This is a genomic window from Streptomyces sp. x-19 (genome assembly GCF_046549115.1).
Classification (GTDB): Bacteria; Actinomycetota; Actinomycetes; order Streptomycetales; family Streptomycetaceae; genus Streptomyces; species Streptomyces albulus_C.
The window spans coordinates 89,185-101,938 of record NZ_JAJPWK010000023.1; the positions used below are offsets into that span (position 1 = coordinate 89,185).

Consider the following 12,754-nt stretch of genomic DNA (forward strand, 5'->3'; position numbering starts at 1 on the left):
CGTGCGGCGGGTCACGTTTCACGTGAAACGTGACCCGCCGCACGCACGCCGCTAACCGGCCGGGGTGAACCGCACCGGCAGCGCGGTCAGGCCACGGGTGTAGACCCCCTGCTCCCGGGGGTGCGCGCCCGGTGCCAGCGTCAGGTCCGGCAGGGCGTCCAGCAACTGACCCACGCCCACCTCCACTTCGGCCTTGGCCAGCAGCGCGCCGACGCAGAAGTGCCGCCCGAGCGCGAACGCGAGATGGTCCGCGGCGGCCGAGAACGCCGTGGTGGCGGACAGGTCGGTGCGGTGGATGTCGAACACGTCCGGGTCGGCGTAGCGCCGTTCGTCGCGGCCGGCCGCCCCGATCAGGCAGGTGAGGGTGGCGCCCTTGGGTACCAGGCCGCCGCCGATGGTGACGTCCTCGGCGGCCTGCCGCATGATCATGTGCACCGGTGGGGTGTGGCGCAGCGTCTCCGCGAACGCCCGCGGGATCAGCGCGTGGTCCGCGCGGACCGCGGCCAACTGCTCCGGGTGACGCAGCAGGTTGTGCACCAGGCTGGAGATGGCCTTGTCGGTGGTCTCGCCGCCGGCCGTCAGTAACAGGCTGCAGAACGCCTTGATGTCCTCGTCGCTCATCCGGGTGCCGTCGATCTCCGCGGCGCAGAGCGTGGAGAGCAGGTCGTCGCCTGGGGCGGTGCGGCGTTCGCGGATGATCGGCAGCAGGTAGGCGGCGAATTCGTCCCGGGTGCGCAGCCCGGCCTCGGTGACGTCGGGGTCCTGGGCGAGGTTGCCGAGGAAACCGATGATCGCGGTGTACCAGCGGTGGAAGCGGTCGTGGTCGGCCCGGTCCAGCCCCAGCATGTCGGCGATGACGTTGACCGGGAAGCGGGTGGCGAAGTCGGCCACCAGGTCCGCGCTGCCGGTCCCGCGGAACGCGTCGATCAACTCCCGCGCGTTGCGCTCGATCACGGGCAGGAAGGACTGCTCCAGGGTGTTGCCGCGGAAGGCCGGGGCGACCAGGGCCCGCCGCACCGCGTGCTCCCGGCCGCTCATCTGCAAGATGGTCCGGCCGTGCACCGGCTCCAGCTGCCAGTCGTAGTTGTCCGTGGTGAACACCGGGTCCTTGAAGGCCCGTTCGATGTCCTCGTGCCGCGAGATGACGTAGCTCTGGGTGGCCTCGTGATGCAGCAGGGGGAAGTCGTCACGCAGCACGCGGTAGGCGGAATACGGATCCGCGGCGAACTCCGGCGACAGGATGTCCGGTGCTTCTCGGTTCACGGGCACTGCTCTCCTCGGTCGGGATGCGGTACGGGGCCGCGGCGAGCGCGGGCCGTCCGTCCCTCCCAAGATCGTTGCTGGAGCGGGCCGTTATCAAGACCGCCGACGCTACGGTTCGACGACGCCGGGAGAACGGGCAGGAGCCGTCAGGAGAAGGGGCGGGGTGGAGCGGGACCCGGTCCACGACGATCCGCGCGCCGCGCCGGGGCGCCGCCCACCGGCCGGGTCGGTCCGACCGGTGCCGCTCACGCCGGGAACCGGCGCCCCACCCACCGCCAGGCCAGCTCCAGCAGCACCGCCGCCACCGCCGCGATGGCCACCGCCGTCCACGGCATCGTCGTCCCCACCAGCCGCAGGTCGAAGAAGCGTTGGAGCCACGGCGTCACCAGCACGACCAGGAAGCCCAACCCCATGAGCAGGACCAGCCCGATCCGCCACCAGGTGTACGGGCGGGCGATGATCGCCAGGACGTACAGGGCGGTGAGGAAGAGCGTCAGGGTCGCGGCGCTGGTCTGCGCGCTCAAGGCGTCCGGGCCGGTGTAGTAGACGCGGGCCAGCAGATAGGTGGCGAACGCCGCGAGACCGGTGATCACGCCGGAGGGCACGGCGTAGCGCATCACCCGCCGTACGAAGTGGGGGCGCGCACGTTCCTTGTTGGGCGCCAGCGCCAGGAAGAAGGCGGGCACGCCGATGGTCAGCGTGGACAGCAGCGTCAGGTGCCGGGGCAGGTACGGGTACGGGATCTGGCAGCAGGCCACCAGGACGGCCAGCAGCACCGAGTAGACGGTCTTGGTGAGGAAGAGGGTGGCGACCCGGGTGATGTTGCCGATCACCCGGCGGCCCTCGGCCACCACCGACGGCAGCGTCGCGAAGCTGTTGTTGAGCAGCACGATCTGGGCCACCGCCCGGGTCGCCTCGGAGCCGGAGCCCATGGCGACGCCGATGTCGGCGTCCTTGAGGGCCAGCACGTCGTTGACGCCGTCGCCGGTCATCGCGACGTGGTGGCCGCGGGCCTGGAGCGCACCGACCATGTCCCGCTTCTGCTGGGGCGTGACCCGGCCGAAGACGGCGCCGTCCTCCAGGGCCCGGGCCAGCGCCTCGGGGTCGTCGTGCGGCAGCCGCCGGGCGTCCACGGGGGAGTCCGCGCCGGCCAGCCCCAGCTTGCCGGCGACCGCGCCCACCGACACCGCGTTGTCACCGGAGATCACCTTGGCCTGGACGCCCTGCTCGGCGAAGTAGCGCAGGGTGTCGGGGGCGTCCGGGCGCAGCCGCTGCTCCAGGACGACCAGCGCGGCCGGCTGCCCCTCGCGCGCGACGTCGGGGTGGTCCAGCGGCCGGGCGGCGCGGGCCAGCAGCAGCACCCGCAGGCCCTCGGCGTTGAGCCGGTCGATCTCCGGCAGCAGCGGGTCGTCGTCGGGCAGCAGCACGTCCGGTGCGCCGAGCAGCCAGGCGGAGGCCGATCCGTCGGGCTCGTCGAAGGCCGCGCCGCTGTACTTGCGGGCGGAGGAGAACGGCAGGGTGCCGGTGCACCGCCAGGAGTCGGGGGCCGGGTAGGCGTCGACGACGGCCGCCAGGGAGGCGTTGGGGCGCGGGTCGGAGGCGCCGAAGGCGCCGAGCACCTGCCGGACGCGGGCCGGGTCCTGGTCGGCCAGCGGGCGCAGTGCGGTGACGTCCATGCCGCCCTCGGTGAGGGTGCCGGTCTTGTCCAGGCAGACCACGTCGACCCGGGCCAGCCCCTCGATGGCCGGCAGCTCCTGCACCAGGCACTGCTTCCGGCCGAGCCGGACGACGCCGATGGCGAACGCGACCGACGTCAGCAGCACCAGTCCCTCGGGGATCATCGGCACGATCCCGGCGACCATCCGCCGGATCGCGGCGTCGGCCGGCAGGCCCAGCGTCAGCAGGTGGCTGAGGATCAGCCCCAGCGCGGTCGGGACCATCATCCAGGTCACGTACTTGAGGATCTGGCTGATGCCGGTGCGCAGTTCGGAGTGGACCAGGGTGAACCGGCTGGCCTCCTCGGCGAGCTGCGCCGCGTAGGCGGCCCGGCCCACCTTGGTCGCGGTGAACGCGCCGTTGCCGGCGACCACGAAACTGCCGGACATCACCGGGTCGCCGGGCTTCTTCACGACCGGGTCCGCCTCGCCGGTCAGCAGCGACTCGTCGATCTCCAGGCCGTCGCTCTCCAGCACCTCGCCGTCGACGATGGCCTTGTCGCCGGGGCCGAGTTCGAGGACGTCGTCGAGGACCACCTCGGAGGTGGGGACCTGGACCGCGGCCCCGTCGCGGCGGACGGTCGGCCGGGTCTCGCCGATCAGGGCCAGGCTGTCCAGGGTCTTCTTGGCGCGCAGCTCCTGGAAGATGCCGATGCCGGTGTTGGCGAGGATGACGAAGCCGAACAGGCCGTCCTGGATCGGCCCGACGATCAGGATGATCACGAAGAGCACGCCGATGATGGCGTTGAACCGGGTGAAGACGTTGCTGCGGACGATGTCCGCCGTGGAGCGCGAGGACCGCACCGGGACGTCGTTGACCTCGCCCCGGGCCACGCGTTCGGCGACCTCGGCGGTGGTCAGCCCGCGCCGGGCCACCTCCCGGCCGTTTCCGCCGGCGGGCCGGCCGTCGCCGGGCTCCGGTTCCTCGACTTCGGTCTGCGCCGGGTCCGTCATGCCCTCGACGTTACGGGTGGAATGCCGGTCTCACCCGCTGGCGGTCGACAGAAGTACTGTGCGGGGTTCTGTCCGGTTACGCGGCAACCCTGGGCGCGCGGACGGCGTCCGGTGACGGGGGGCGGCGGCCCGAGGGGCGGGCGCCGGGAGGGGGAGGGGGCTGCGGGGCGGTCCGCGCTCAGGCGCCGTCCGCGGCGGCGGTCGCCGTCTGCCGGGCCGCGGCGTCCCGCTTGATCGCGGCGTCCCGCTTGCGCACGTACCAGACGCCCAGCAGGCCGAGCCCGCCGCCGGCCAGGCAGGTCCACACGAACCAGGCGTGGCCGTGGTCGGCGTACCAGCCGTAGAAGGGCAGCTGGGCGAGGAAGAGCACGAACCAGATGACGGTGCCGCCGGTGATCGTGCCGACGACGGGACCTTCGAGGGGCGCCGGGGCCGCGCGCAGTTCGGACTTCTTCCACATGGGGCTCAGCTTACGGGGCCGGCCGGGGCGACGGTCCGGGCCCTTTACGGCGGCGGGCGAGGAACGGTTCACGGGTCTACGCGCGGAGATAGCGATCAACGAATTGTTTATTCATACTGAACCTTTCCGGAACTGACTGGTTCGGATCGTTGATTCCTCCAATCTGATCCCTCCACACTGTTCCAGTTCATTGGTTGCTGTCCCGCCGTCCGTGCGTGGTCCGGCCCTCGGGCCCTCGCGCCCGCTCCGGCCCGTACGACTGAGGTCCTGCATGTCGCCCTCGACCCCCACGCCGGTCGACGCCCTGAAGAGTCCTGGCCCCCAGCCGCCCAGGAACGGACTCGACCGCTTCTTCAAGATCTCCGAGCGGGGCTCGACCGTCAGCCGCGAACTGCGCGGCGGACTCGCCACGTTCTTCGCGATGGCCTACATCATCGTGCTGAACCCGATCATCCTCGGCGCCGGCGTCGACAAATACGGCCACCACCTCGACAACGGGCAGCTGGTCACCGCCACCGCCCTGATGGCCGGTCTGGGCACCGTCCTGATGGGCGTGATGGGCAACGTCCCGATCGCCATCGCGGCCGGCCTGGGCATCAACGCGGTGGTCTCGCTCCAGCTCGCGCCCAAGATGAGCTGGCCGGACGCGATGGGCATGGTGGTGCTCGCCGGTCTGGTGCTGATGATCCTGGTCGCCTCCGGGCTGCGGCAGCGGGTGATGGACGCCATCCCCAACGGGCTGCGGCGGGCCATCGCGATCGGCATCGGCCTGTTCATCTCGCTGGTCGGCCTGGTCGACGCGGGCTTCGTCAGCCGCAACCCGGACGCCGCGCACACCACCGTGCCGCTCAGTCTCGGCCAGGGCGGTCAGCTCAAGGGCTGGCCGGTGCTGGTGTTCGTGCTCGGCCTGGCGCTGATGTTCGTGCTGACGGTCCGCAAGACCAAGGGCGCGATCCTGATCGGGATGGTCACCATGGCCGTCGTCGCGATCGTCATCAACGCGGTGGCGACCATTCCGGACGCGTCCTGGGGGCTGGCCGTCCCGAACGTCCCGGACCGGATCGTCGGCGCGCCCGACTTCGGACTCATCGGACAGATCAGTCTCTTCGGCGGCTTCAAGGAAGTCGGCGTGCTGACCGGCTGCCTGTTCGTCTTCACCGTCCTGCTGTCCGGCTTCTTCGACGCGATGGGCACCATCATCGGCGTCGGCGAGGAGGCCGAGCTGCTGGACAACGAGACCGGCAACCTGCCCAACATGGGGCGGATCCTGATGGTGGACGGCATCGCGGTCGCCGCCGGCGGCTTCGGTTCGGCCTCCGCCAACACCTGCTTCGTGGAGTCCACCGCGGGCGTCGGCGAGGGCGCCCGCACCGGCCTGGCCAACCTGGTCACCGGTGGGCTGTTCCTGCTGTCGCTGATCTTCACGCCGCTGGCCACCGTCGTCCCCTCGCAGGCCGCCACGCCCGCCCTGCTGGTCGTCGGCTTCCTGATCATGGCCTCGAACGTCCGGGACATCGACTGGAGCGACTTCACCGTCGCGATCCCGGCGTTCCTGACGGTGATCTCGATGCCGTTCACCTACAGCATCACCAACGGCATCGGCATCGGCGTGCTCGCCTTCATCCTGCTGCGGACGGCGACCGGCCGCTTCAAGGAGGTCCCGTGGCTGCTGAACGCGGTCGGGGTCTGCTTCCTCGTCTACTTCCTGCTCAACCCGATCGAGCAGGTGCTCGGGGTCAGGTAGGCGGTGCTCCGGTGGGCCCCGTCACGACGGGCGGGGCGCCGGTCCCCAGCAGTGCAGCCGCTCGGTCGCGTCGACCGAGCTCGACAACCGTTCATCGAAGTCCTCGCGGATGAGCGTCCGGACCACGTAGTCCTGGACGCTCATTCCGCGTTTTGCGGCATGCTGCCCAAGGCGCTCCAGCAGCTCCCCGTCGACGCGCAGGCTGAGCACTCTCGATCCCATACCGACACGGTCCCCGCACGGTGCGGTCAGGTGTGTCGCTTTCCGCGACGTCCTCACTCATATGGGTGATCCCACGGTGCTCCGCCGCAGGCCCCGGCACCCCGCTTTCCTTAGAAAGGCTAATGAGCTATGCTAAAGACCATGCCGGAACTGTCCAACGGCGTCGACGCTGACGCCGTGAATTCCCTGCGGTCCGCCGTGATGCGCCTCTCGCGCCGCCTGAAGCACCAGCGCGTCGACGAGTCGCTCAGCCCCACCGAGATGTCGGTGCTCGGCACCCTCGCCCGGTGCGGCCGGGCCACGCCCGGCGAGCTGGCCCGCAAGGAGCACGTGCAGCCCCCGTCGATGACCCGCATCGTCGCGATGCTGGAGGCCAAGGGGCTGGTCCGGCTGGAGGCACACCCCGACGACCGCCGCCAGAAAGTGGTCACCCAGACCGAACAGGCCGAGGCGATGCTCGAAGAGAGCCGCCGCAAGCGCAACGCCTGGCTCGCCGAACTGGCCGCCGGGCTGGACGACGACGAGTGGGCCAAGGTGCGGGACGCCGCTCCCGTCCTGGAGAAGCTCGCACAGCTGTAGACCCCTGACCCGAGGAGGCGAACCCACTTTGAGTACGGGACCCGGAGCACACTCCGCCCCCGCACCGAACTCCCACCACGACACGGTTACCGACGACGCGAACGCGACCACCCCGGGCCCCACCGAGGCCCCCGGTGACGCCGCAGCCCCGACCCCCGACGGGACTGCCACGGCCGGCACGACCCCCGGCCCCGCCGCCACACCGCGCACGGGCATGTTCAGCTCCCTCCGCATCCGCAACTACCGTCTCTTCGCCACCGGTCAGGTGGTCTCCAACACCGGCACCTGGATGCAGCGCATCGCCCAGGACTGGCTGGTGCTCAGCCTCACCGGCTCGTCCGGTGCGGTCGGCATCACCACCGCGCTGCAGTTCCTGCCGATGCTGCTCTTCGGCCTCTACGGCGGTGTCCTCACCGACCGCTTCGCCAAGCGCAAGCTGCTGCTGTGCACCCAGTCCGCGATGGGCCTGACCGGCCTGGCGCTGGCCGGCCTCACGCTCAGCGGCCAGGTCCAGGTCTGGCACGTCTACGCGGGCGCCTTCCTCCTCGGCCTGGTGACGGTCGTCGACAACCCGGCCCGGCAGGCGTTCGTCTCCGAAATGGTCGGCCAGCGCGACCTGCGCAACGCGGTCAGCCTGAACTCCGCCAACTTCCAGTCCGCCCGGCTGATCGGCCCGGCCGTCGCCGGCGTCCTGATCACCGCCTTCGGCAGCGGCTGGGCGTTCCTCTTCAACGGCCTGTCGTTCCTCGCCCCGCTCACCGGTCTGTTGATGATGCGGACCGCCGAACTCCACAAGGTGGACCGGGTCCCGCGGAGCAAGGGGCAGCTGCGGGAGGGCCTGGCCTACGTCCGTCAGCACCCCGAACTGATCTGGCCCATCGTCCTGGTCGGCTTCATCGGGACCTTCGGGTTCAACTTCCCGATCTGGCTGACCGCCTTCACCTACAAGGTCTTCCACGCCGGGGCCGGCACGTACGCGCTGTTCAACGGCCTGATGGCGGCCGGCTCGCTGATCGGTGCGCTGCTCGCGGCCCGCCGGTCCGGATCCCGGCTGCGGATGCTCGTCGGGGCGGCGCTGGTCTTCGGCCTGCTGGAGTGCGTCGCTGCCCTGTCGCCCGGGTTCTGGGTCTTCGCGGCGCTGCTCGCCCCGATCGGCATGGTCGGCCTGACGATCAACGTCACGGCCAACTCCAGCGTCCAGATGGCCACCGACCCGGCGATGCGCGGCCGGGTGATGAGCCTGTTCATGATGGTCTTCATGGGCGGCACACCGCTGGGCGCGCCGCTGCTCGGCTGGGTCACCGACACCTACGGCCCGCGGATCGGCTTCCTCGCCGGCGGGGCGATCTCCGTGGCGGCCGCGGCCCTGGTCGGCCTGGTCCTGGCCCGCTCCGGCGGGCTCCGCCTCAAGGTCGACCTGCGGCGCGGACACCCGCATGTGGCGTTCGTCCCGCGTCGGGGCGCCGCCGGGGCGTCCGGCGAGGCGACGGAGAAGGAGCTGGCGCCGGCGGCGTAGCCGTTCGGCGGGCACGGCGGCCCACGCGGGGCAACACTGACCCCATGAGACTCTTCGCCGCCGTGCTGCCGCCGGCCCACTCCCTCGGCCAACTGGCCGCGGAGGTGGGCCGGTTGAAGCAGTTGCCGGACGCCGAACGGCTGCGCTGGACCGGCCACGACGGCTGGCACTTCACCCTCGCCTTCTACGGCGAGGTGCCCGCGGACGTCCTCGACGAACTGCACGAACGCCTCGGCCGCGCAGCCCGCCGGCACGCCCCCTACGAGCTGCGGATCGCCGGCGGCGGCCGGTTCGGGGACCGGGTGGTGTGGGCCGGCGCGGACGGCGACCGGCCCGCCATGCGCCACCTCGCGGACGCGGCCGAGGCGGCCGGCCGCCGGGCGGGCCTGCGGATGGGCGAGCACCGCCCGTACACCCCGCACCTCACCCTCGCCCGGAACCGCTCCGGCCGCCTCGACCTCGTCCCGTACACCGCGGCCCTGGCCGACTTCGCGAGCGGCGTCTGGAGGGTCGAGGAGATCGCTTTGATGCGCAGCCACCCGCCGGCGCCCGGCGTCCCCGGCAGTCAGCCGCACTACGAGCCGGTGGCGCGCTGGCCGCTGGGCGGCTGAGCCGGGAGCGGCCCGGACGGCGAACGGACCGGGTCGGCGCAGGGCGCGGTTCCGCCCCGGTTAGGCTCAAAGGGTGGATCCCAAGACCCGTAACCGGATCATGTCCGGTCTGCTCGCCGTGCTGCTGATCGTCGTCATCGTGGCGGCGGCGCTGCGCTGACCCCGCCGCGGCGCGCCGTCGGCAGCCCGGGTGGCCGGGCGGCCGGCTCACCAGGCGAACGCCTCCGGGGACGGCCCCGGCCCCGGGAAGACCTCGTCCAGGCCCGCCAGCAGCTCCGCGGACAGCTCCAGCTCCACCGCGCGCAGCGCCGAGGCGAGCTGGTCGGCGGTGCGCGGACCGACGATCGGGCCGGTCACCCCCGGCCGGCTGAGCAGCCACGCCAGTGCCACCTCGCCCGGCGCCAGGCCGTGCGCGTCGACCAGGTCCTCGTAGGACTGGATCTGCGCCCGGATCGTCGAGTTGGCCAGGGAGTCGGCGGAGCGGCCGGAGGTCGAGCGGGCCGCGCCGGTGCCTTCCTGTTCCTTGCGCAGCACCCCGCCCAGCAGTCCGCCGTGCAGCGGTGACCAGGGGATCACGCCCATGCCGTACTCGCGGGCCGCCGGGATGACCTCCATCTCGGCGCGCCGCTCCGCGAGGTTGTACAGGCACTGCTCGCTGACCAGGCCCAACGAGCCCCGGCGGGCGGCGGTCTCGTTCGCCCGGGCGAGGTGCCAGCCGGCGTGGTTGGAGGAGCCGACGTAGAGGATCTTGCCCTGCTGGACCAGGACGTCGACGGCCTGCCAGATCTCGTCCCAGGGCGTGGCCCGGTCGACGTGGTGGAACTGGAACAGGTCGATGTGGTCGGTGCCCAGGCGCGCCAGGCTGGCGTCCACCGACCGCCGGATGTTGAGCGCGGAGAGCTTGTCGTGGTTGGGCCAGACCGGCTCGCCGTCCGGGCCCATGTTGGCGTACGCCTTGGTGGCCAGCACGGTCTTGTCCCGCCGGTCGCCGCCGCGGGCGAACCACGAGCCGATGATCTCCTCGGTGCGGCCCTTGTTCGCGCCCCAGCCGTAGGCGTTGGCGGTGTCGAAGAAGTTGACGCCCGCGTCCAGCGCGGCGTCCATGATGTGGTGGCTGTCCGCCTCGTCGGTCTGCGGCCCGAAGTTCATCGTCCCGAGGACGATGCGGCTGACCTTGAGTCCGGTGCGTCCCAGCTGCGTGTACTTCATGGTTGTCCAGCCAAGCCCCTGGAGTCCGCTCGAAGCAAGGGGTCAGGCGGTGTAGGGGCCGCCGACGTCCCACGCCTGGTGCATCGCGTCGGCGAACGCGCCGGCCATCTGGTGCTCGCCCAGCTCCGACGGGTGGGTGCCGTCGTAGGTGGACCGATCGACGTCCCAGCGCTCCGGTACGGAGGCCAGCAGCAGGGGCGAGCCGGGGGTGGACAGGTCGGCCACCGCCTTCGCCAGCAGTTCGTTGAAGCGCGTGCACTGGGCGTCGAAGTCCGGGTCCACCAGCGCCCGCACGTTGGGTATCACCGGCATCACCACCGCCCGGACGTGCGGCCGGGCGGCCCGCGCCCGGTCCACGAAGAGCCGCACGTTCTGCGCGGTCTGCTCCGGGTCGCTGTAGAAGCCGAGGTCGATCAGGCCCAGCGAGACCAGCAGGGTGTCGGCCCGGTGCTCCCGCACCGCGTCCTCGATCAGCGGCGCCATGTGCAGCCAGCCCTCGCCCCAGCCGGCGAGGTGGTTGCGGGCCTTCTCGGGGAACGCCGGGTCGGTGTAGGCGTAGGAGTCCGCCTCGCCGGTGGCCGGGTCGTGGAGCGTGCGGCGCGGGCCCACGATGCGGTACGGGCCGGGGTACGTCGCGTTGAGGTGCTGCCACATCCGGTAGCGCCACGTGTGGTCGCCGGAGCTGCCGATCGTCATGGAGTCCCCGACGCACATGATCCTCATCCGGCCATGATGACCGACGGCGCTACTTGCGGGTACGTGACGCTGGCCACGCGGCCCCGGGCAGGCCGGCGCCGTGGCAGGCTGTGCCCCATGTGTGCCGCCGCGCGTCGCCCCAGGAGCCCCCGCCGTCCGCTCCCGTACGCGACGGGGGTGGCGGCCGGGGCGCTCGCCCTGCTGGCGGCGGCCGGCGGGCCGGCCGCCGCCGCGGAGCCGGACGCCTTCACGCTCACCGACCCCCGGATCACCGAGTCCAGCGGCCTGGCCGCCAGCCGCGCCCACCCCGGCGTCTACTGGACCCACAACGACAGCGACGACGGCCCCTACGTCTACGCCGTCGACGCGGCCACCGGCCGCACGGTCGCCACCGTCACCCTGCGCGGCATCGGGGCGCCGCGCGACGTCGAGGCGATATCGGTCGGCCCGGACGGGCGGATCTACGTCGGCGACATCGGCGACAACCTCGGGGGGAGCTGGGACCACGTCTGGATCTACCGCTTCCCCGAGCCCGCGCAACTGCGCGACACCACCGTCACCGCCGAGCAGTTCACCGTCCGCTACGCCGACGGGCCGCGGGACGCCGAGGCGTTGATGGTGCACCCGAAGACCGGCCGGGTCTACCTCGCGAGCAAGAAGCAGGGCGGCGGGGCCGCGCTCTACGAGGGCCCGGCCCGGCTGTCCGCCTCCGGGAGCAACACCTTCCGCAAGGTCGCCCCGATCGACCTGTGGGTGACCGACGGCGCGTTCTCCCCGGACGGCAGCCGGTTGGTGCTGCGCGGCTACTTCGGGGCGCAGGCGTACCGCTGGCGCGACGGCCGCCCCGAGTCCCTCGGCCCGGTGGCCGTGCCGCTCCAACGGCAGGGCGAGTCGGTCACCTTCACCCCCGACGGCCGCACGCTGATGTACGGGTCGGAGGGGCGCGACAGCCAGGTCGAGCCGGTGGCGCTCAGCGGGGACCAGCTCCCGGACGCGGCGCGGCGGGACGACGACGCGGCGGACGGCGGGACGTCGGGCGACGGCGCTGCGGACGGCCGGCCGGGGGCGTCGTCCGGCGGGGCGCCCAGCTACGGCAAGGGGGCGCTGGTGCTGGCGGGGGCGACGGCGCTGGTGCTGGGGGTCCGGAGCCTGCTGCGGCGGGGGCGCCGGTAGCGGTCGCGGACGGCCCGGTCCGGGCCGTCCCCGCTACGGCTGGGGGCCGTCCTCGATCAGCCGCAGCTCGTAGTGGAGCGTGGGCTCCCGCCGCAGCCGGTGCACGAGCGGTGCCACCAGCCCGTGGATCAGCGGGTACTTGCGGGTCAACGACCGCTCGGCGCGCCGGTACTCGCGGGTGGCCGGGTCCAGCAGCCGGACCCGGGCGCGGACGGTGGGCCCGGTGGGCTTGCCGCGCCAGGTCGAGGCGCAGAACTCCACCTCGGGGAAGTTGCGCATCCGCTTGACCTTCCAGGCGCTGCCGAAGGTGCGGAAGTAGGCGTGGTCGCCGTCCACCGCGAGGTTGACCGGGGTGCCGACGCCGGTGCCGTCCCTCTTGTAGGTGGTCAGCAGGATCGTTCCCTGGCGCTCGAAGGGGGCGAGGCCGGGGCTGGGAGGGGTCCGCATCCCTCCATGGAGGCACATTCGGACCGTTTCGTCACGTCTCGTCGCGGTGCGTCCGGTGTGGCGGCCGGTCGTGGTGCGTCCGTTCGGGGGCGCGTTCGCCGCCGTGGGGCGCGCGGTCGGCGACGACCGCCGGGGGACTCGGACGGGGCGCGGGCGGTGCGCCGC

At 72.3% G+C, this 12,754-nt stretch carries 12 protein-coding genes; 5 read left to right on the forward strand and 7 right to left on the reverse strand.

Translation table 11 applies throughout. From position 1 onward, the window contains the following. Positions 1-51 precede the first annotated feature (51 nt). The 3 genes from ACLJT4_RS33975 to ACLJT4_RS33985 form a co-directional block, all read right to left on the reverse strand. Complete coding sequence (locus tag ACLJT4_RS33975; protein ID WP_411128324.1) at positions 52-1,263, reverse strand: cytochrome P450; 1,212 nt, start codon at positions 1,261-1,263, stop codon at positions 52-54. A gap of 245 nt (positions 1,264-1,508) precedes the next feature. Further along, positions 1,509-3,932 carry an HAD-IC family P-type ATPase gene (locus ACLJT4_RS33980; protein WP_411128326.1) on the reverse strand — a complete coding sequence of 808 codons (2,424 nt, stop codon included), beginning with the start codon at positions 3,930-3,932 and terminating at the stop codon, positions 1,509-1,511. A gap of 178 nt (positions 3,933-4,110) precedes the next feature. Next, complete coding sequence (locus ACLJT4_RS33985) at positions 4,111-4,392, reverse strand: DUF2530 domain-containing protein (RefSeq protein ID WP_016572422.1); 282 nt, start codon at positions 4,390-4,392, stop codon at positions 4,111-4,113. A gap of 271 nt (positions 4,393-4,663) precedes the next feature. Here ACLJT4_RS33985 and ACLJT4_RS33990 point away from each other — a divergent pair, with 271 nt between their 5' ends. Next, positions 4,664-6,136, forward strand: a complete 1,473-nt coding sequence (locus tag ACLJT4_RS33990) for an NCS2 family permease (protein ID WP_411128328.1) — start codon at positions 4,664-4,666, stop codon at positions 6,134-6,136. A 21-nt stretch (positions 6,137-6,157) separates the two neighbouring features. Here ACLJT4_RS33990 and ACLJT4_RS33995 read toward each other — a convergent pair whose 3' ends face one another. Beyond that, on the reverse strand, positions 6,158-6,358 hold the full coding sequence (locus ACLJT4_RS33995) for a hypothetical protein (RefSeq protein ID WP_275463410.1): 201 nt from the start codon (positions 6,356-6,358) through the stop codon (positions 6,158-6,160). Between the two features lie 141 nt (positions 6,359-6,499). Here ACLJT4_RS33995 and ACLJT4_RS34000 point away from each other — a divergent pair, with 141 nt between their 5' ends. The 3 genes from ACLJT4_RS34000 to thpR are packed head-to-tail and all read left to right on the forward strand — an operon-like array spanning position 6,500 to position 9,064. Beyond that, positions 6,500-6,937, forward strand: coding sequence for a MarR family winged helix-turn-helix transcriptional regulator (locus ACLJT4_RS34000; RefSeq protein WP_016572425.1), 438 nt, complete (start codon positions 6,500-6,502; stop codon positions 6,935-6,937). A gap of 28 nt (positions 6,938-6,965) precedes the next feature. Further along, entirely contained in the window at positions 6,966-8,453 is a 1,488-nt protein-coding gene (locus ACLJT4_RS34005; RefSeq protein ID WP_411128331.1) for an MFS transporter, read from the forward strand. A gap of 44 nt (positions 8,454-8,497) precedes the next feature. After that, complete coding sequence (thpR, locus tag ACLJT4_RS34010; RefSeq protein ID WP_411128333.1) at positions 8,498-9,064, forward strand: RNA 2',3'-cyclic phosphodiesterase; 567 nt, start codon at positions 8,498-8,500, stop codon at positions 9,062-9,064. Between the two features lie 207 nt (positions 9,065-9,271). On the opposite strand, the gene ACLJT4_RS34015 is transcribed toward thpR, so the two are convergent. After that, positions 9,272-10,273 carry an aldo/keto reductase gene (locus ACLJT4_RS34015; protein WP_411128335.1) on the reverse strand — a complete coding sequence of 334 codons (1,002 nt, stop codon included), beginning with the start codon at positions 10,271-10,273 and terminating at the stop codon, positions 9,272-9,274. Positions 10,274-10,315: 42 nt separating this feature from the next. Next, positions 10,316-10,987 (reverse strand): GDSL-type esterase/lipase family protein, encoded by a 672-nt coding sequence (locus tag ACLJT4_RS34020; RefSeq protein ID WP_411128382.1) that lies wholly within the window; start codon positions 10,985-10,987, stop codon positions 10,316-10,318. 99 nt (positions 10,988-11,086) lie between these two features. Between ACLJT4_RS34020 and ACLJT4_RS34025 the strand changes: the two genes are divergently transcribed. Continuing rightward, the gene (locus tag ACLJT4_RS34025; RefSeq protein ID WP_411128337.1) at positions 11,087-12,142 is read left to right on the forward strand and encodes a hypothetical protein; all 1,056 of its coding nucleotides are present in this window, start codon (positions 11,087-11,089) and stop codon (positions 12,140-12,142) included. Positions 12,143-12,175: 33 nt separating this feature from the next. Here ACLJT4_RS34025 and ACLJT4_RS34030 read toward each other — a convergent pair whose 3' ends face one another. Further along, complete coding sequence (locus ACLJT4_RS34030; protein WP_411128339.1) at positions 12,176-12,589, reverse strand: PPOX class F420-dependent oxidoreductase; 414 nt, start codon at positions 12,587-12,589, stop codon at positions 12,176-12,178. Positions 12,590-12,754: the final 165 nt, after the last annotated feature.